This window comes from Pedobacter sp. AK013 (assembly GCF_014205835.1).
Lineage (GTDB): Bacteria > Bacteroidota > Bacteroidia > Sphingobacteriales > Sphingobacteriaceae > Pedobacter.
In genome coordinates, this window is sequence record NZ_JACHCQ010000025.1 from 24053 (window position 1) to 44228 (window position 20176).

Genomic DNA, 20176 nt, shown 5'->3' on the forward strand with positions numbered 1-20176 from the left:
GCCTCTAATTCTCTGCTCAATCAGTATCTTTATATTTCATTTTTGACTAGGACGATTTATGAGGGATATTCCATCGGTTTCGATTAAACACTTGCCCGTAAAAAAAGTATCGGGATTTATCGCTTCCCCGGCGCTCGACATACTTTCTGTGGAAGAACCGCTGGAAATCCGGATAATATACGGACCTGCAGACGCTCGGGTCCAAAAAAATATCTCCGTAACCATGCGGACACCTGGCAATGATCTGGAGCTTGCTTTGGGTTTTTTATTCACCGAAGGCATTGTATCTTCCAAAGAGGAGGTGACTGTTATTGCCCACTTGGCAATGGCATGTGAATTTGACAAGGAAAATATTGTTTGTGTTGAATTCAGTGATCAATTTACGCCTAATCTCTCGCAGTCTGACCGTAATTTTTACACCACGTCGAGCTGCGGAGTTTGCGGTAAGGGATCAATACAGTCTATCAGGACATCAAGCATTTATTCAGGTCTGGCCAGTGAGCAGGAACTCAGCCTGTCGCCTGAAATCCTCTACCAGCTGCCAAACAAACTAAGGTCAGCCCAGCAAAATTTCTCTGCTACGGGTGGGATCCATGCGTCGGGCCTTTTTACGATTGAAGGAGAAATGCTGATGCTTAGGGAGGATGTAGGCCGTCACAATGCTTTGGATAAGCTCATTGGTGCGGCACTTGCCAGCGATCTGCTTCCCCTTAACAGATACATCCTGTTGTTAAGCGGGCGGGCAAGCTTTGAGCTGATCCAGAAAGCAGCTATGGCAGGAATCGCAATTGTAGCCGCTATCGGAGCCCCATCCAGTCTTGCTGTAGAACTTGCGGCCGAATTTGGTATCACTCTTTTAGGCTTTTTAAAGGAAGACCGTTTTAATATTTATACCAGTAACGACAGAATTTTAATACCTACATCACATGAAAATTAGAATAAAGGGCAATTCGCTCAGATATCGTTTAACCCAGTCTGAAGTAGCGGCATTAGGAATGGTCGGGTTTCTTTCCGAACGTACCCACTTTGCTAGCCAGGCGCTGGAATATGCAATCATGACGACAAGCGAGGGACAGCTTACTGCCGATTTTTCGGAAAATCGGATCGTGCTGAATATGCCCGAAAAAATGATTGGGGAGCTGGTTAATACAGATAAAGTCGGTTTTAGCGATGTGTCTGGTCCGGTAAGCCTGCTTATAGAAAAAGATTTTACCTGTTTGGATAATGTGGAAGAAGATCAGAGCGATAATTTTCCCAATCCCAATATAAACTGTTAAGCCATGGAACAAGATAAAAAGATACCTTCTGCAGAAAATCCATATAAGCTGCTCGATCTGAAACTGACACCTGTAGAGAAATCGGCAGCAGGAATGCACGCGGTAATGGCGGCTATGGGAGATTTGATAGAGGAGAAGACATTTTTCAGGGGAAATCACGCACTTTTGAACATGAACCAGTTTAAGGGATTCGATTGTCCGAGCTGTGCATGGCCAGATCCTGATGATGAACGCTCTCCTGTTGGCGAATACTGTGAAAATGGTGCAAAGGCACTTGCAGAAGAAGCCACAACGAAAAGAGTGACAGCCGAGTTTTTTAAAAAGAATTCAGTTTTTGATCTGGCCAAGCTGGATGATTACCAGATTGGCAAGTTCGGGAGACTTACCGAGCCGATGTATATGCCCAAAGGCGGAACGCATTATGAGCCTATTAGTTGGGAGAATGCTTTTAAGAAAATAGCCGCGCACCTCAATGCACTCGAGTCGCCCAACCAGGCAGCATTTTATACTTCGGGCAGAACCAGCAATGAGGCATCATTTGTGTATCAGCTCTTTGCCAAGGAATTTGGTACCAACAATATGCCAGATTGTTCGAATATGTGCCATGAAACTTCTGGTTCTGCACTGCGGCCAACTATTGGCATTGGAAAGGGGACCGTTACACTAGAAGACTTTTATGAAACCGATTTGATTATCGATATTGGCCATAATCCTGGTACAAATGCGCCCCGGATGATGAGTGCCCTGTCTAAGGGGAAAAAAAACGGCGCCATGATCATAGCCATCAATCCGCTGCCAGAGGCCGGATTGCTTGGTTTTCAAGACCCACAATCTGTAAAAGGAATGATTGGTGGCGGGGTTAAGCTGGCAGATTTATATCTCCCAGTAAAAATCAACGGCGATATGGCCTTGCTTAAGGCCCTGGAAATTCTACTGATCGACTTCGAAAAGAAATTTCCGGGACAGGTTTTTGATCAGGAATTTATCAAAGATAAAACAACCGGATATGAAGCATTTTTGGAGCAATTTGAACATGAGGATTATAATCTTGATCATTTATCCGAACAATGTGGTGTTTCCAAAGAAGATATTTTAAGGGCTGCGGAGATGATTGCCTTTAAAAAGAGAATCATTTTCTGTTGGGGAATGGGACTTACACAACAGCCTAATGGTGTTGCGATGATCCGTGAAATTCTCAATATTCTGTTGCTTAAGGGCAGTATCGGAAAGCCTGGAGCCGGCGTATGTCCGGTACGTGGGCACAGCAATGTGCAGGGTAACAGAACCATGCTTATAGATGAAAAGCCGACAACAGAACAGCTCGACCGGCTTGAAAGTTACTACGGCTTTAAAATGCCGCGAGCGCATGGCTATGATGTGGTGCGGGCAATCAAGGCCATGCACGAGGGAAAGCTCAAATTTATGTTTTGCATGGGCGGAAATTTTTTGTCTGCAACTCCTGATACTACCTATACCGCCAATGCTGTACGAAAACTGGATCTGCTGGTTTGCGTGTCTACCAAGCTCAATCGAAGCCACCTTATTCACGGAAATGAGGCATTAATACTGCCAACTTACGGCCGGAGTGATAAAGACATTGTAAATGGCGAGGTACAGATCATTTCTACAGAAAACTCCATGGGTGTTGTACAGGCTTCGAAGGGAATGCTGGATGCGGTATCCAAAGACTTGATTAATGAAACGCAGATAGTATGCCGAATGGCAATGGCAACACTGGGAGAAAAGTCGGTGGTTAACTGGCAACTTTACCATGATAGTTATGACGCTGTTCGGGACGCGATAGAGAAATGCATTCCTGGCTTTGAAAACTATAATGAAAAGGTAAGGCAAAAAGGTGGATTTTACTTGCCAAACGCTGCAAGAGACGGGAAGTTTATAACCAAAGAATTTGGCGACCGTGCGCCTTTTACCCTTACTAAAATTCCTAATAACCATCTCGAGGAAGATGAATTTATGATGGCCACAACCAGAACACATGATCAGTTTAATACCACCATATATGGACTGGATGACCGTTATCGAGGCATTAAAAATGAGCGGCGTGTGATCTTCATGAATAAGAAGGACATCGAAAAACTGGGGATGAAGGCTGGAGACAGAGTAGATTTGTTTAATTTCGATGACGGCATTGAACGGATTGCCCCGCTGTTCATCATTGTACCTTACCAGATTCCGGAACGTAATACGGTAACCTATTTTCCCGAAACCAATGTTTTGGTTTCTGTGAACAATGTGGTAGAAGAAAGTAATATGCCAGCTTCTAAATACGTAAAGATTAAAATTAAAAAGCATGAGCCCACTATTTATGACCGGGTAAAAAAAGTAGAAGAAAATTATCGGTTGATGCAATAGTAATCCTAAAGCATGGAACCAGATTGTATCTTTGACTATGAAAATTACCATTGTCTAAATGATCAATAGCTCAACATAATATGATAATCAGGAAAAAAGAAAATTGGTTCAAAATGCTTTTTGTATGGCATGGCTCGGTTCTTCCCAGGTTACTGCCACGGCTTATCTTACTTTTTGTACTTTCTGTAGGGGTAGTGTTCTTTCATGGTAAAATACTTTCCTTTAAAGTGCCTTTAAATCCCACACCATTAACCTTGTTTGGTTTTGTGCTTGCCTTGTTCCTGGGCTTTCGAAACAATGTGAGTTATGACAGGTTCTGGGAAGCCCGAAAGCTTTGGGGCTCCCTTTTAAATTGTAACCGTTCACTCGCCAGGCAAGTGATAACCCTTCCCCGCACTTCATCAGAGAAAGCTGAATCCACAGGCTTTATCAATCTTTTGGTATCATGTACCTATGCGTTAAAACATCAGCTAAGAGGTACAAATGCAGAAAATGACCTTAAAAAAAGACTCAGCGATACCCAATTCAGCCTCATCCATACTACGCGTTATAAACCGATCATGATGATTAAGCTGATGGGGGATTGGATTGCTCATGCACACAGCAAAGCGCATATAGATTCAATTCAGCAGATGCGGTTAGATGAAAACCTAGATAAGCTGGCCGAAATTGTTGGAGGCTGCGAGCGTATTATATCAACACCAATACCTTACAGTTACCGGGTGTTATTACACCGTACAGTATACCTCTACTGCTTTCTTCTACCTTTTGGACTGGTAGATAGCCTACAATGGTTAACCCCATTTATTGTTGTTTTTATTGCCTATACTTTTGTTGCTTTTGAAGCCATTGCAGATGAGATTGAACAACCCTTTGGTACGGCGCCTAATGATCTTGCATTGAATGAAATGTGCCAGATGATAGAAGCGACATTGATGGAGCTTGACGGCAAGGAAATTCCCGAAATTAAAGCCAGGAAAAGTGGCACCATAGATTAACCGATGTAATCTGATTAAATTCCGATCCCAGGATTTCTGTTTGGGAGTCTTTGATATAAGATCACTATAATTAGAATAGACATTGCACAAAAAAGAGGAAACCTTTTTAGGCTCCCTCTTTTTTTTATCTGATCTATATTGTTATTTGATCTATATTTGGTTTATTTATAAAGGTAATTCATTGCAATTACATCATTTGCATTAAATGTGCGGTCGCCGCCGTTAGAGCAAGCCAGCATAAACGATTCTGCATCTGCTTTTGACGGTGTTCCCGGAATCTGTACTGCACCTACACCTGCTGTTCCTTCGTTGGAGCGTTTTCCTCCACAGCTATATGCCCTGTTCATGTAGTCAGTATGGCGGAATCCTATACAATGTCCAACTTCATGTTGTAAAACAGAAGCTACATATAACAAATTAGGATTTGTTCCATAGGCATTCACATTCGTATTCATTTTAACCTGGTTAAATGGTTCACCGCTTGAAGTAGGAAAACCAGATGAACCTAAAGTGATATAACCACCGCTCGGGCCTTCGTTAAATCCAAATACATCAATATTACCTGTAGTGCCGGTACTTGCCCGTTGAAAAGTCATACGCAGGCCTAGCGAATTGTATCTTGAAATCATCAGGTCAACAGCATCGCTATATACTTGTGGTAAATTGGTAACAGAAATCGTAATCACACGTGGCAGTGATTTAACCACATTCGTTGTGCGGTACTGCTCGGTTTCAGCAATGTTTAAATTAGGGCTTAAAGATTTTTCAGTTAAGTTGGCGTCTGTTAGCACGATGTCGCCTTCAACCAGATAACCGTTATCCACTTTACGTGCATTCTCGACACTAAATCCCAGGCTTTTTATTTGTTGTAATGTACTTGCTGATATTTCGGCATTGTTATCAGTTTGTTCGGAAGTGTTGTTCTTTTTACAAGAAGATGCGCAGATAAATAAAGCGCATAGCATGGCTAGCGATAGAAACTTTGTGTTTTTCATGTTTAAGTTAGTTTAGGTTAATGTATCGATCAGATAAAGCTAATATATAAACAAATTGTATGTAATCAAATAGTTACAAAGTTTTTTTGCCAAATATTTATGAACTTGTTTTTATAATGCTTTGCGAGGCCGTAAAGCCCCACTAACATTGTCGCATATGACCACTGGCAAACCCGAATTTACATGCCATCTTTGTATAGTCAGGAAATAATATTAAAAAAAACAAATTGATGGAGCAGCTACCATTCTAAAAACGGGCGAAACCGAAAAGCCTTAAGAGTAGGGAATTAAAAAATGATATTATGTCGAATAACACCGTTTCATTACACAGAGTTTTAAAAGCATCGCCAGAAAAAGTATACCGCGCATTCACCGAGCCGCTGGCAATTGCTTCATGGTTACCTCCATATGGCTTTCTTTGCACTGTTCACGAAATGACAGTGGCGTTAGGAGGTTCTTTTAAAATGTCGTTTCAAAACTTTTCTACTTCCAATGGTCATTCATTCGGCGGAAAATACCTTGAGGTAACACCGAACGAGTTTTTAAAGTATACCGATCAGTTTGATGATCCAAACCTGCCTGGTGAGATGATTACCTCTGTTTGGTTGAAAAAGACTTTAGTGGGTACCGAAATTAAAATTTCGCAAGAGGGGATTCCATCAGCTATACCTGTAGAGATGTGTTACCTGGGCTGGCAGGAATCGCTAGAAAAGTTAGCGAAGCTGGTAGAACCAGAGATACCAGATGCTTAATTTAAAGGAATTATATTTTTCTGCAATACATAAAACAGTTAAGCACGCAGCTTAAACCCCTCTAAATGATTTTGGAGGGTTTTTTTGCGTGCTTACCCCATATTAAGCGATTTTGCCAAATGATTAAGCCTGATATCCGTAAAGAAAGTCTTAATTTTTTTTTCTCTAATGCTTTTTTTGGAGGAGGTGTAATGTTTCTAAATATCTATTTTCCATTTTAATAGTTTTAAGAATATCATGGAAATACCCCTGTTCGTCACTCCAAAAGCATCGTTCGTCAAAAATATTTGATGTTTTTTTGAATATAAACTATTTTGTAATCCAATTCAAACCGGAAACAACTATTTACTTTTTTTATGCTAAAAATTACACAACAACGTGCAATTTCAATTTTACTTGTCATCACAGCAGTCCTGTCTCTATTATTGATCGGTAGTTATTTTATGAATGAAAAAAAAATAGCCTATGTCGATTCGATGAAAATATATAACGGGTATGTAGGGATTAAGCAAGCAAAGATCGAATTTGAAAAAGAGGTAGAGTTTTACAAAAGTAGAACCGATACCCTAACTGCAAGGGCGAAAATTACGATCCTAAAATTAGAAAAAGCAAGAGATAATAAGACTGAGTACACTAAATTATCAGATTCGGTACAGTTTTATAAAGGACAGCTCAATAATTATCAGTCATCCATGAATGAATCCTTGAAACAAAAGGAATCGCAGCTTACGCAGAAAGCCATGCTAAAACTGAATTCGTTTTTAAAAGAATACGGCAATTCCCAAGGGTATGATATGATCCTGATTGCAAATCCATCGGGTACAATTGCCTTTGCAAAAGATTCTTTTGATATTACTGAAGATGTTTTAAAAGCTGCAAATGAAAAGTTTTAACCTTTTTTTGATAGGTATTTCTTTTTTGTTCCTCTTTTCCTGTAAAAGGGAGATGAACCGCGAACAGCTCAGGTCCTACATTTATGATGATAGTAATGGTTTGAAAAAGGTTTACCAGGATAAGGACGGTTTGCTTTTTGAAACCTATCTGATCCGCAAGGAATTGATCGAATCAACCAAAATTAAAGGGAATGCCTCTACAAACGATTCTTTAGCCTATTTTATGTTATCGTTTAGCAGAAACGGACGAGAATTACTTGTGCAGGGCAATGATTTTAGCACTTATGCCACATTGATTAATAACCTGAGTTTTAATGCTGCAGCCTATTGTCAATTATTGGTAAATGAAAAAGATACCTTAAAATTGAATAATAGCAGTTTCGTAAATACTTTTGGAACTGCTTCTGCAAATAACCTCCTTTTGGTTTTTAAGACCAAAAAACCGGTAACCGATTATACTTTACTTTTTGAAGATATTGGTTTTGGTACTGGTAACCAGAAATTTTTATTCCGTAAAAAAGATATTCAACATTTAAATAATATAGTTCTCAAAAATTAACATGCTCTTCTATGTTCAAAAAAGCTCCAATTAGGAAGATTATAGCGCTTACGCTAACTTTCTGTGTATTGAACAATATTTTAACACCAAGTTTGGTGTTTGCGCTCACAGCTGGCCCTGAAAATCCTGACGTAACCAGTTTCGAACCGGTTGACACCACCGATATGGTGAATTTACTAACCGGAGATCTGGCCTACAATATTCCATTATTAGAGGTTCCTGGTCCTGAAGGAGGTTATCCATTATCACTTTCTTATCATGCAGGTATTATGCCTGATGAAGAAGCTACCTGGACAGGATTGGGATGGAGTTTAAGTCCAGGTTCTGTTAACCGTACGGTGAGCGGTTTTCCCGATGATTTTAACGGACAACAAAATGTAGTACGCGACTATTGGGCTGGTGGTAATACCTCTACTACGTCCATTGGTGTAAACATCGGCCTTACGGGAGCACTGTCTGCTGAATTTGGATTAAGTATCTCACATGATACCATGCAGGGAACTGGAATTGGAGGCTATATTGGTTTAAGCGCATCACCTGATTTTGCTAAATTTGGAAAAGGTTTTGGAGCCTCTGCATCTATTGGTTTATCATTTGATCCTTTTGGTGGAACATCAATATATGGTGGAATAGGAGTAAGTTATAGTGGTGCTATAGGTAAATCTAATGCTTCATTAGGAGGAGGATTGGGACTTGGATTTACAGCAAATTCGAAAGGATTTAACATGGGAGCTGGTGTTGGCTTAAGTGCGGGACTAAGTAGGCCTGGACATGCAAATTCTGCGTTTGGCAACATGTCACAATCACTATTGGGGGCATCCATCAGTTCTGGTGGTGGTGGCATCAGTTTAACTACTGGTGGGGGATATAGCAGTGTAGAAAATGTAAATGCAGGTAGGATTCAAACCCAATCACGCGGTTGGGGGATCACCATTCCGGTATGGTTTGGCATCTCGATTTCCTTAAAACGAAATTTTACACGCTATTGGTCTGATGAAACCTCTTATGTGCGTACTTTTGGTACTCTGAATTATCCAAAGATAGCGGAGGATATCGGCTATTATAATACGGAGTACGATAGTTATTATCTGGCAGACATCAATGATCCAAATTATACATTGTTGGGTAAGAACGATCCGGTTAAATCAACAGGAGGTACTTTTCCTGATTATGATACTTACTCAGTTTTAGGTCAGGGCGTTTCTGGCTACATGAGGCCTTATGGCTATCAGATGCAGCTCGTCGGAAAAGGCAAATACTATTCTGGTTATACTACAAACAGAACTCAGTTAGATACCAGAGAAGAATATATCTGCGATTTTGACTGGACAACAGGAAATGATTATAACTGTAGAACAGAAACCTATTACACCACGCATATTAATAATCCTGATAAACTAAACTTTAGGTTTATCAACGATTTTTCTAATAATTATATTCAGCAAAGCCCGCAGGTTACGAATGTTTCCAATATTAATTTCGATACTAATCCCACGCATGGGAATAATGATGGTAATTATGGTTATGACCCAGCTACCGAACGTTTAGCTTCATCAAAAAATATAGAATATTTCACCAACGATGAGATAAAAAATGGATCGGCTAAGCTTAAAGGCTTTATCAATACCCAAGCTTCAGGCTTTGACCGTACTAAAAATCCTGATGGTTCTAATATTTCTACCGAAGACCGCAGGATAGGTGGTTTTATGATCACAAATGAAAGTGGAATTACTTATCATTATGCCTTACCGGTTTATGCCTATGATGAATTAACCCGTACTGATAATACCTATGGTATTCAGAACTATAATAAACAGACCAGACCGAATCCTTACGCCACAACCTGGCTTTTAACTGCCGTAACAGGTCCTGATTATGTAGATACCAATAACAATGGCTTAACAGATCAGGGCGATTGGGGTTACTGGGTGTCTTTTGAGCATGGCAAATGGACTGGTAATTATAAATGGCGTAATCCAGGGATGGGTAAAAAGAAGGATATGGATGCCCGTTTCGAATATTTTTCTACCGGGAAAAAAGAGATTTATTATCTCGACGCTATAATGACACCATCACATACTGCACTTTTTGAGAAAGAGATAAGAGCTGATGGAAAAGGTACTGCTAGCGACAATGCAAATGATCCGTATAACGGGATGCCCCCTAGCTTGCTAAGATTAAATAATATTATTTTAATCAATAACAGTGCATTACCTAACGGATTGAATACATTAAGAGCATCATCAGGTGGCTATAATAATTATGGTATTCATCTTGGCAATAATATTATTGATAAATTTGATATTGCCCAGCTGGCATTATCATCAGAAGATATCTTAAGGAAGATTCATCTCGGTTATGATTATACTTTGTGCCCTCAAACACCTAATAGTTTTGATGAAGCAGGTTCGTTATATGATATAGCTAATACCAATACATCAATTATGCCGCGTTTGGGTAAGCTAACGCTTAATCAGGTTCAGTTTTTAGGTAGAGGTGGGGAGGCAAATATACCTGCTATGACATTTGATTATGAGATCCCCGAAGATCTGGCAAATTCTGATGAAGTAGAATTTTACGCTAAAAAGCCTAATTCTGACATATACACTTTTGTTACTCCTACCCGCCGCTATTTATCATTTTTGTCCTTTAAAGAAGGAGATATTGTTAAGTTTAATTTTAATGGTACAACTTTTTATGCATTGATAAAGCAGGCTAATGAAACCCGATTGCAAAATGACTATTCTTTCTCAGCTTTTGAAGTGAAATTTTTATCAACCCCACCATATTTCCCTACCGGTCATGACAAATACCTATGGACCACTACTAAAAATCCACCTTATCTGGCGCAAAACTATGATATGTGGGGAATGTTCAAAGGAGATTTTCAGGCTTTCAGCGGGAATGAAAACTTAGCACGCTTGCCATCGAAAGCTTCAGCACAATCAGTTGATGTCTGGTCATTAAGACGTATTCATCACGCCTTGGGAATGACAACTGATATTGTTTACGAATCAGATACTTATAACAAAGTGGCCTTGTACCGCAATGCTGCAATTCAGGTTAGCGGAGTAGTTAACCTTGGGAATTCAAGTATGCAGATCAATTCGACTGGTGATTTCGGGATTGATTTAAGAGACTTTATTAAGCCCGGCGACAAGGTAAAGGTAAATTTAACAGGATTATACGAGGTTTATGGTTATGAGGATCAATATGGTAATATCGTAAATACTCAGCAGCCCATTAATCCGAAATCGGGAGATACGCCTTCTTTATTGGTTACAAGTGTCTCAGAGAATTATGTTGTTATAAATGATCCTGGATTTTATAATCAGGTTTTTGTTGACCAACCGAATGCCAGCTATAGCCATGGAAACATGACTGCCGGGGGCATAGGCAATAACTATGGTGGTGGCCTCCGCGTGAAGCAGGTAATAAACAGAGAGCCTATAACTGATGTAAAGATGGCTGTCAACTATAATTACAACCGCGCAGAAAATATGGGTTTAAGTTCGGGAACCACTTCTTATGAGCCGCTTGGCTTAGATGCTGTTGAGTTACGGGGTGGAGCCGATCAGATCGATATGCTTAAATCCTTTTCAAAGCTACTGGGGATATCGAGGGAGGTACCAGCACCGGGTATTATGTACGAATATGTAACAGTAACAACCCAAAGAAGTACAGGTAATATAGAGGTTCAACAACTTGGTAAGACAGAATATCAGTTTGAAGTCTTTAAAGAAGGAATGGTAGGACTCTGGAACTTAAACCCGGTAAAATCACAGTATCAAGAGATGTCTACAATCCTTTTGCAAAATTATGCAAGTAGGGTTGGGAATTTAAGAAGAATGATCCAATATGATGTAAATGGCAATAAGTTAAATGAAGTAATTAACCATTATTTACACGACGAACAACAGGGGCAATCTGCTGATGCAAATAAAACTGAATACGAACCGCTATTAGCTCGTTATAACAAGCAGGGCTTAATTATGGAGCAAACAGTTGAAGGTAGATATAACGACGGTAAAACAAGGGCTGTTTTATCTACCAGGGCTAATTACCCTTCTGTAATGACTGGTACCACGAGTATTGATTATAAAACGGGTATTAAAACAGGTAGTCAGACACTTGCATTCGATTTTTACTCTGGGCAACCCGTTAAAACATTAACAACCGATGGTTATGGAAACCGTTTCGTTAGTGAAAGCAAACCTGCATACCGTTTTTATCCGGATATGGGGCTAAAATTCATCAACACTAAAAATGCGAACATGTTAAGCCAAATAGCCGAAGAATTGGTATATAAAGTTGATCAGAATAACAACCCTATTGGGATTTTGTCTGCCAGCGCAACCACTTGGAGTAACCAATCTATTTTGCTGAATGATAGCGAACAGGAAGTGAATTCGAAAAACGCGCACAGTTCAGAGCCTAATATTTGGCGTAAAAACCAAACCTATCAATGGATGCCGGAAGAAAGGACTGGAGGTTTAACCAGTATGCCAGAATTTGCATCCTTTTTTAATGGTGGGCAAAATTTACCGACCTGGAGTTTGACAGGACAGATTACCTTATACAATAAGTACTCCAGTCCACTAGAAGCTACAGATATTAATAATAATTACGCTGCTAACCGAATGGGGCATCATCAATCCAAAATTGTGGCTACTGCAAGTCCCGCCAATTATTACGAAATGAACTACACGGGTTTGGAAGATGAGGCTATTGGTTCTGGTATACTGGCAAGAGGTTTCGCTTTAGGAGCTGCCAGCTTAGTGCAGACGGTGAAACATACAGGTGAAAAATCTGCAATGATCAATTCTGGTCAGTCTGGCATTAGCTATACCGTAAATAGCAATAAGCTAAAACCAGGACGGAATTATTCTGCCTCTGCTTGGATGAAACAGCAGGGTAATGGCTCATCTTCTGGTTTATATTATAGGATAAATGGAGGTGCAATGGTGACAGCAGTTGCAACTGCAAATAAAAAAGCAGCTGATTGGTACCTAATTAATCTGCAGATACCCGGTAGCAGTATACCTGCAAATGCCAGTGTAGAAATAGGATGCTTTAACAATGGACCGGCAGAGGCTTATTTTGATGATTTAAGGTTTAAACCTATCAATGCCAGTATGAATACCTATGTGTACAACCTTAAGACAGGTGAACTAGAATATACCTTGGACAATAGCAATATATTTACGCATTTTCAGTACGATAGCCAGAGCAGGTTGGTTAAAACCTTTCGCGAAACTTTTGGTTATGGGGTTAAACCTGTAGGCGAGTTTGTATATAATTATGCAAAATCGATAAAAGGAACCTGGCAAAACACGGGTATAGAAAGATGCCAAACCGTTAACGGTGCTACAACAGGCTTGAGGGAAGTACAGCAAGTGGATGTAAATATATTGAGTTCTACTTATCTTCAAAACAGATGGGTAGTAGATGGCAGTTCATCAGCCTGTGGCGCTAATCCGGAATCATGCACTGGCCCTGACCGCAAGTATATTAACGGAACCTGTAGTACTGGTTATAAAGAATATACGAGGTCTGTTCGACATAATTTTGATAATGGCTACACCTGCTATTTCTGGTATACCTTTTCAGATGGGACCCATAGTGTCGAATATTCTGAAGAAAATCCTTACGAATGTAATCTAAGCTGGTAAATCTAAAATTAACGCGATGAAAAAGATAAAACTCTCCATACTTTTCTCCTTTCTTCTTGGGCATTTATTTGCCCAGGAAATTATTACAAGTCCTACAACAATAACATTGCCTACCCAGGAGGGAGGAACTAAAATTATCACAAGCGGACAGTCTTTGAGTGTAACAAGCGGGCAGGCCATTATTCTTAAAGATGGCTTTCATGCTCAATCTGGTTCATCTGTTTCACTGCGGATTGCTACAGGTACAATTTACCCCGCCCCGCCATTGGTGAATAATGCCAACCCGGAGCTTAACTGGGTAATGAGCAGGACTTTTAATGCCAATGGAGATACCATTTCTGAAAGTAAAAATTTCTTCGATCTGGGAGGGCAGGCCTTACAAAGTCAGGTTAAAAGTTTTGCAACCAAACATGTACTGGCCTCACAACCGGTCTATGATTTATATGGTCGGCCTGCGATACAATCTTTATCCGCACCGATAAACAGCAGTGGCTTTTATTATAAAGCTGATTTTTTAAGGAATAGTAACGGGTTTGGTTATCAAGCCAATAACTTTGATATAGCTGGTAAGGTAAACAACCCTGATCCTTTAGACGCTTCACAGCCTGGTACATTGGGTTGGTACTACAGTAACAATAATAGTTGGGATAGTTATGTGCCTGCCACAGGTTATCCATACAGTCGTAATGAATTTATGACCGATGGAAGTGGCGCCCTCGCCCGCTCTGGCGTTATTGGCGAGGTGTTGCGATTGGGTAGTGGTCACGAAAGCTATGGAGGAAACTTTGCTGTTGAATCTCAATTGAGCCATTATCTTTCTTTGCGAAATGCTTTTTTTAATGATGCCACAATGGGCAATACTGGGCAAACCGATCTTGTAGGAGAGGCAACGCAAAGTGTAATCCGTGATGAACAGGGGAACTGGGGGATTGTAATTGCAGACAAACAGGGAAATACATTAATGACTGCCAGACCGGGCAATTGGTTAAGTACTAACAATACCATTCAGTTAACCGAATATAAAGAAGAATTTATCTTGGATGGCAATACGGGCGATTATATTAATAATATCAATATTGTTGGAGCAGGTAAATTAAAAGTGCTGGATAATGGAAATTTAATTTACCATGGAGCAGCTTCTGCATATACCCCCCCAGCCAGCTTAAATTCGTCTCATATTTACACCTTAAGGTCTAATAAACCATTAAAAGTATCCTATAGTGTTGTTTATAGTTCAGGCGTAGACCGGTTTTGCGAAGATTGCCATTCTAAAATAGCTACAGGCAACGTAATCGGCCAGGATTTTCATTATTTCAGCCTGGCACAGGGTAGTAATCTAACGGTTACAGGTGGAAGTATCACTTTAATAAACCTGATTACCAATAATACAGAAACAAACTATGGCAATCTGCCATTAGGCCTTTATAAAGCAATAGTAGAAAGTGGCGAACCACAGCTCAGTTACAGTGCAGGATACGCTGATATCAGCTATAGTTTTTACAACCAAAAAGGCGAGTCTGTTGCTGCAATAGCACCTAAGGGTGTGCAGCAGATTTTAACAAATGGTTTAGGTGCTTATGGTAATAAAAACCTGTTACCCTTTACGGAATTTAATGAATTTGATAAGCAAGGTCGTTTAACTAAAAATACTTCAACCGATGCCGGAACAAGTGAGTTTATTTACCGTAAAGATGGAGCAATCCGTTTTAGTCAGAACGCGGAGCAACGGAAAACTGGTAAATTTTCTTTTTCTAATTACGATGAGATGTCACGTTTGATAGAATCAGGAGAGTATTTGGGAACGGATATTTCTTTTGAAACAGCAAAGACAAATTTAAGTTTAATAAATAGTATAGCTTTAGATGGTGGATTAAATAATACATATAAAAGAGAATGGAACCGTATTCATTACGATTTAACCAACAATAGTCATGGTTTAAGTAATTACCTACAGGATTTCGTTGAAAATGGAGTTTCGTGGACAGAAAGTGAGTATACAAAAACCTGGTATAGTTATGATGAACAGGGAAGAACGGTGTGGACAATTAAACAGATAAATGGATTAGGCACTAAAACCATTGATTACGAATATGATTTTTTGGGTAATGTATTAATGGTAGCTTATCAAAAAGGAAATACTTCAGAAAGTTTTTATCACCATTATCAATACGATGCTGACCAACGCTTGGTGAATGTACAAACAAGCATGGATGGAATAAATAAGATTCAACAGGCAGCTTATCAATACTTTCTTCATGGCGGTTTAAAGCGGGTAGAACTGGCTAATAATCTGCAAGGCATAGATTATACCTATACAGCAGATGGTAAACTTAAAGCCATCAATCATCCTGAAAGTAGTAATGATCCTGGAAAAGATGGTATACAAAACAGCTTTGCTGCTGACGCTTTTGGTATGACCTTAGAGTATTTTAATGGTGATTATGTTAGGAATGGCACCGGCATAGCGAGTTTAAATACCAATACCAATAAGGCATATTACAATGGTAATATTACGGCACAAAGCTGGAAAAGTATAAAGCCAAGCTCATTAGGGACGGCCTATAACGGAGCAGCCATGTCTACATATGAATATGATGAAAAATACCAGTTTAACAACAATAAGTACGGAAGTCCAAATTTTTCCAATAATACTTTTACCGAAAACTTAAATCTCAACAAAGAACATGGTTTAAGCTACGATGCCAATGGAAATATTCAAAGTTTAAATAGGAACAATAATTCAGGTAGCCAATTAAGCCTCAATTACCATTACCAGGCCAATAGCAACAAGTTGAGCAGTGTAGATAATTATGCTAATTACAGCTATGATGACCTCGGGCAGATGGTTAGACAGCAAAAGGCAAATGGACAGGGATTTTATGTAAACTATACACCAAGTGGAAAAGTGTCGGCTATTTATGCTGATGCTACAAAAACACAGCTAAGGATAAGTTTTGTTTACGATGAATCGGATATGCGTATCCTTAAAACAGATCATATTCAAAACATCAGTACATATTATATTTATGATGCAACTGGTAATGTATTAGCCGTTTATGACAATAATGGAACCGGATTGCAGCAAAAAGAAATCCCAATTTATGCCGATGACCGTATCGGTGTATTTAATCGTTTAAGCAATAATTATCAGTACGAGTTAACAGATCATTTAGGCAATGTAAGGGTAGTCATCAATCGCAGTAAAAATAGTAATGGTCAGGCTGATGTAGCTTATTATTCTGATTATTATCCTTTCGGCTCCCCATTAACTTTGGCAAACAACGATTACAGGTATGGTTATCAAGGGCAATATGCAGAAGTGGATAAAGAAACCGGTTGGAATAACTTTGATTTCAGGATGTATGATGCGCAGATCGGAAGATGGATGAGCACTGATCCTATGGGTGAATTTTGGTCGCCCTATACCGGGATGGGTAATAACCCTATTTCTACTGTTGATCCAGATGGTGGATGTACAGATTGTCCTAACCCCAAAGAACCTACCTATAAAGGAAATGGAGGGAAAGCACTAGATGAAGTAACAATTACTGCTCCAAAACTTAATGGGTATGGCAGAATGAAGATGAGGAGCGAGCGGGGTATTGATCCACTTAAATTCATGAATGGTAAACCTGATTATGAAGCCATGAATACTGCTAGTACTTATGCTGCAATGAAAAAACCTGAAGATCTTCAGGAATATCTGATTGATGCAGTTATGATAGTTGACGGGGCAGAGATTGGCTACTTGTTAGTGAAATTTGTAGGAAAAGGATCCATTACACTGGCAGGGAAATATATCCTTAAACAAGCTATTAAAAACCCAGAATATGTAGGTAGAGAACTTTACGCTTTGGAAAATTCAGCTAATAAAGGAGTTCAGGCGATGATGAAGGGAAAAGGCATTGATCGGGCCTTTAGATCAATTGCGAAAAAAAATATTATTATTAAATTAGCTCAGAAAGTAAAAATTCTTAAGATAAATTCAATGACTAGAGGAGCAGATATGGAAGGACTAAATCTACTAGGAGAATATTGGTGGGATATTACTACAGCTAAAGATTGGGTAAGACATACTACTAAGTATGGATCTGGGGGAAAGGGATTGTTTTATTAATTTGGGCCATGAAAAAGAATGAACTTATAAACCGATGGTATTCTGATGAAGGGACTGCTTTATTAAATAGCATAATCTGGGCGTTTTCCAAAAAGAAAGAATTAGAGGAAATCGTTAAGTTAAATAAATATGGTGGACGTTGGGATTTGAGGGGAGCTCCATTATCCCATATAGTTGATCAAAAAAAAATAGGAGACTCCAAGTATCAAATTAATTTAACTACCGGTTCCTTAAGCGTTACCAAGTATGATTTTGTAGATATCGATTTTACTTATGCAGATATCAGCTATGGAACATTTCAGGAATGTAGTATGGATAACTGTTTGCTATCCAGAACAAAGGCAAGGGAAATGCATATTTACGACTGTAATTTTAATAATTGTGTTTTTGAGCATGTAGAGTTTTCGTATTCATTTATGAATGATAACATTGGAAACCATGCAGGTTCCTATACTAATTGTAAATTTATCAAATCAAAATTGAATGAGTGTATTTTTACTTTTCCTGTTATTGATAATTGCCTTTTTGATGATTGCCATTTATACGCGACAAATTTTGATGGTAGCCGCATGCGAAATACGAAATTTAAAGGAGAGGTAAATTCATGTATATTCCGAAGCTTTTCACGGCATGCTGTAAAATCGGTTTTTTGGTTATTTAATAGGGTACATCCAAATGATTATCCCAACAGAATGGATAATATCGATTTTTCAGAGGCCCAAATGTATGGAGTTTCTTTTCTTAATGGCATAAATCTAGATAAGTGTAAGTTCCCTGATGAGGAAGAATTGTTATTAATTAGAGATCTTAAGTCTATTTATGCTTTGGCCAGCAAACGGATTGCAGAAGAATGGGAGGGAGAGCACAAAAGAATTGGCCTAAATTTAATTAATAATGTATTTTTTAATAAAGATAAGCAGAACCAACCGGCTGATCTTTTAGATAAAAAGATGATGAGGGATAACAATGGAATTGGGGAACGTTTCTTTGGATTAATGACTGAATTGGCAAATAAATCAAATTAATATCAACAAATAAAATATAAAAATGACTAAACTAAAGCTCCTATTAATAGTATTATCCCTTTGCATCGCTAACAACCTCAAAGCACAATCTGAGTATATCGTTACACTTCAAAATGATACCATTAAAGGTGAAATCAAAAATTATTTAGAAGATAGGGTTAAATTTATCCCCGAGGGCAGTACAGAAAGGGTAAGATATAAGGCCACCGAAATAAAAGCTTTTCATGTAAAGCAAAAAAAAGATGAAATAGATTTAGAAGCCCTAAAATTGCCCGGAAAAAGAAAGCCTTTATTTGTCAATCGGGTTTTGTCAGGTAAAATTATTTTGTACGAATTGATCGAAACTTTTGTGAGGTACAATGGAGCAGTTTCGCATGGTGTAACCTGGTATGTTAAAAAATTGGACCAGGATATCGTAGAAGTTAAAACTTCTGAACTATCCTTTAACCGAAAAGAGAGAGAAGATGCATTTTTTGTACTGTTAAAGGATAATCCTAAAGTAGCTGAACAATACCAGAATGGAGGTAAGTTTAGTTTCGATTTTATTAAATCAATCATCAACGCTTATAATCAATCTTAATATTTAAGCAGAACTTTATCTAAATTAATCACAATGATCAAGACATTCTATCTATTTGGCATTTTGGTGTTATTTTCGTTAAGCAGCCAAGCTCAAAATGCTTCTTCACAACGATTGAACACTCCCGAAAAAAAAGCTACTTTTTTGGTCCGCGATCTGCAGAACAAAATTATGCTGAACGATCAGCAAAAAGATTCGCTTTTCACTATTTTTCAGTTACAATTTAGACTGGCCGATTCTCTAAAGAAAAATCAAACTGGCGGGATAGCTAAAAGACAATATTTCCAGTCTATGCTGGCCTCTTCCAAAAGCAGGATAGACAGTGTTCTGACTAAGGATCAGAGAGTACTTTTTTACCAATGGAAGAGTAATCGCAAATCATTAAAATCTAAAATATAATTTCACTTATTCTTATACATACTGAAGCGGTGTCGAGCTCAAATATGTGTTTTAGAATATAAGTTTTCTGAATTTGACATGTGTATATTTTGAGCTGAAAAGCGTATATAAGCGGCCTGCAATAGCGGCTGCTTATATATCCTTATTTCCATTTCAGTATATTAAACTTATGCCCATCAGGGTCGGCAAAGGCGCAACCGTACATGCCCTGAAATTCTTCAGGTGGCGAGAATATAGAACCGCCGGCATTTTTTACTTTTACCGCCCATTCATCTACCTCTTCTTTTGTTTCGGCCGAAAGGGTAAAAATTACTTCATTGCCCTTACTTAAATCGGCCAGTTCGCCTTTCATGCCTTTTTTTAAGCTGTCCTCTTTAAAAAAGTGGATCACAAAATTGTCCACTCCGAATAAAAAGCTGGCTAATTCCTCGCTCTCGCGTCCTGCATTTTTTTCAAAGCCGAGTTTGGTATAAAAGGCTCTGCTTTTCTCTACATTTTTAACGCCTAAATTGGCCCAGATTTTTGTTTTCATAATT

General features: G+C 38.8%; 14 protein-coding genes. 12 read left to right on the forward strand and 2 right to left on the reverse strand.

All coding sequences use genetic code 11. The features are described 5' to 3' along the window. Nucleotides 1-58 precede the first annotated feature (58 nt). The 4 genes from fdhD (at nucleotide 59) to HDC90_RS16560 (ending at nucleotide 4648) form a co-directional block, all read left to right on the forward strand. Entirely contained in the window at nucleotides 59-937 is an 879-nt protein-coding gene (gene fdhD, locus HDC90_RS16545; protein ID WP_184468312.1) for a formate dehydrogenase accessory sulfurtransferase FdhD, read from the forward strand. Next, a complete protein-coding gene (locus HDC90_RS16550; protein WP_184468314.1) occupies nucleotides 927-1277 on the forward strand; it encodes a hypothetical protein in 351 nt (116 codons plus the stop codon). Before fdhD ends, HDC90_RS16550 begins: the two co-directional genes overlap by 11 nt. A gap of 3 nt (nucleotides 1278-1280) precedes the next feature. Further along, nucleotides 1281-3650 (forward strand): FdhF/YdeP family oxidoreductase, encoded by a 2370-nt coding sequence (locus tag HDC90_RS16555; RefSeq protein ID WP_184468316.1) that lies wholly within the window; start codon nucleotides 1281-1283, stop codon nucleotides 3648-3650. Nucleotides 3651-3730: 80 nt separating this feature from the next. Then, nucleotides 3731-4648 carry a bestrophin family protein gene (locus tag HDC90_RS16560; protein WP_184468318.1) on the forward strand — a complete coding sequence of 306 codons (918 nt, stop codon included), beginning with the start codon at nucleotides 3731-3733 and terminating at the stop codon, nucleotides 4646-4648. Between the two features lie 161 nt (nucleotides 4649-4809). On the opposite strand, the gene HDC90_RS16565 is transcribed toward HDC90_RS16560, so the two are convergent. Further along, nucleotides 4810-5643, reverse strand: a complete 834-nt coding sequence (locus HDC90_RS16565) for a M57 family metalloprotease (RefSeq protein WP_221451878.1) — start codon at nucleotides 5641-5643, stop codon at nucleotides 4810-4812. 302 nt (nucleotides 5644-5945) lie between these two features. Here HDC90_RS16565 and HDC90_RS16570 point away from each other — a divergent pair, with 302 nt between their 5' ends. The 8 genes from HDC90_RS16570 to HDC90_RS16605 all read left to right on the forward strand — a co-directional run bounded on the left by HDC90_RS16570 (nucleotide 5946) and on the right by HDC90_RS16605 (nucleotide 19640). Beyond that, nucleotides 5946-6395 (forward strand): SRPBCC family protein, encoded by a 450-nt coding sequence (locus HDC90_RS16570; protein WP_184468320.1) that lies wholly within the window; start codon nucleotides 5946-5948, stop codon nucleotides 6393-6395. Nucleotides 6396-6751: 356 nt separating this feature from the next. Further along, nucleotides 6752-7288, forward strand: a complete 537-nt coding sequence (locus tag HDC90_RS16575; protein WP_184468322.1) for an OmpH family outer membrane protein — start codon at nucleotides 6752-6754, stop codon at nucleotides 7286-7288. Beyond that, entirely contained in the window at nucleotides 7275-7847 is a 573-nt protein-coding gene (locus tag HDC90_RS16580) for a hypothetical protein (RefSeq protein ID WP_184468324.1), read from the forward strand. Before HDC90_RS16575 ends, HDC90_RS16580 begins: the two co-directional genes overlap by 14 nt. Nucleotides 7848-7858: 11 nt before the next feature. Further along, nucleotides 7859-13519 carry a hypothetical protein gene (locus HDC90_RS16585; RefSeq protein ID WP_184468326.1) on the forward strand — a complete coding sequence of 1887 codons (5661 nt, stop codon included), beginning with the start codon at nucleotides 7859-7861 and terminating at the stop codon, nucleotides 13517-13519. Between the two features lie 16 nt (nucleotides 13520-13535). Then, nucleotides 13536-17636 carry an RHS repeat domain-containing protein gene (locus tag HDC90_RS16590; RefSeq protein WP_184468328.1) on the forward strand — a complete coding sequence of 1367 codons (4101 nt, stop codon included), beginning with the start codon at nucleotides 13536-13538 and terminating at the stop codon, nucleotides 17634-17636. Between the two features lie 8 nt (nucleotides 17637-17644). Further along, entirely contained in the window at nucleotides 17645-18661 is a 1017-nt protein-coding gene (locus HDC90_RS16595; protein WP_184468330.1) for a pentapeptide repeat-containing protein, read from the forward strand. A 22-nt stretch (nucleotides 18662-18683) separates the two neighbouring features. Further along, nucleotides 18684-19241, forward strand: a complete 558-nt coding sequence (locus HDC90_RS16600; protein ID WP_184468332.1) for a hypothetical protein — start codon at nucleotides 18684-18686, stop codon at nucleotides 19239-19241. Nucleotides 19242-19274: 33 nt separating this feature from the next. Further along, on the forward strand, nucleotides 19275-19640 hold the full coding sequence (locus HDC90_RS16605; protein WP_184468334.1) for a hypothetical protein: 366 nt from the start codon (nucleotides 19275-19277) through the stop codon (nucleotides 19638-19640). A gap of 142 nt (nucleotides 19641-19782) precedes the next feature. On the opposite strand, the gene HDC90_RS16610 is transcribed toward HDC90_RS16605, so the two are convergent. Continuing rightward, nucleotides 19783-20172 carry a VOC family protein gene (locus HDC90_RS16610; protein ID WP_184468336.1) on the reverse strand — a complete coding sequence of 130 codons (390 nt, stop codon included), beginning with the start codon at nucleotides 20170-20172 and terminating at the stop codon, nucleotides 19783-19785. Nucleotides 20173-20176 lie beyond the last annotated feature (4 nt).

Coding starts and splice junctions, on each gene's coding strand:
- fdhD (WP_184468312.1), top strand. CDS start 59: ATGAGGGATATTCCATCGGTTTCGATTAAACACTTGCCCGTAAAAAAA.
- HDC90_RS16550 (WP_184468314.1), top strand. CDS start 927: ATGAAAATTAGAATAAAGGGCAATTCGCTCAGATATCGTTTAACCCAG.
- HDC90_RS16555 (WP_184468316.1), top strand. CDS start 1,281: ATGGAACAAGATAAAAAGATACCTTCTGCAGAAAATCCATATAAGCTG.
- HDC90_RS16560 (WP_184468318.1), top strand. CDS start 3,731: ATGATAATCAGGAAAAAAGAAAATTGGTTCAAAATGCTTTTTGTATGG.
- HDC90_RS16565 (WP_221451878.1), bottom strand. CDS start 5,643: ATGAAAAACACAAAGTTTCTATCGCTAGCCATGCTATGCGCTTTATTT.
- HDC90_RS16570 (WP_184468320.1), top strand. CDS start 5,946: ATGTCGAATAACACCGTTTCATTACACAGAGTTTTAAAAGCATCGCCA.
- HDC90_RS16575 (WP_184468322.1), top strand. CDS start 6,752: ATGCTAAAAATTACACAACAACGTGCAATTTCAATTTTACTTGTCATC.
- HDC90_RS16580 (WP_184468324.1), top strand. CDS start 7,275: ATGAAAAGTTTTAACCTTTTTTTGATAGGTATTTCTTTTTTGTTCCTC.
- HDC90_RS16585 (WP_184468326.1), top strand. CDS start 7,859: ATGTTCAAAAAAGCTCCAATTAGGAAGATTATAGCGCTTACGCTAACT.
- HDC90_RS16590 (WP_184468328.1), top strand. CDS start 13,536: ATGAAAAAGATAAAACTCTCCATACTTTTCTCCTTTCTTCTTGGGCAT.
- HDC90_RS16595 (WP_184468330.1), top strand. CDS start 17,645: ATGAAAAAGAATGAACTTATAAACCGATGGTATTCTGATGAAGGGACT.
- HDC90_RS16600 (WP_184468332.1), top strand. CDS start 18,684: ATGACTAAACTAAAGCTCCTATTAATAGTATTATCCCTTTGCATCGCT.
- HDC90_RS16605 (WP_184468334.1), top strand. CDS start 19,275: ATGATCAAGACATTCTATCTATTTGGCATTTTGGTGTTATTTTCGTTA.
- HDC90_RS16610 (WP_184468336.1), bottom strand. CDS start 20,172: ATGAAAACAAAAATCTGGGCCAATTTAGGCGTTAAAAATGTAGAGAAA.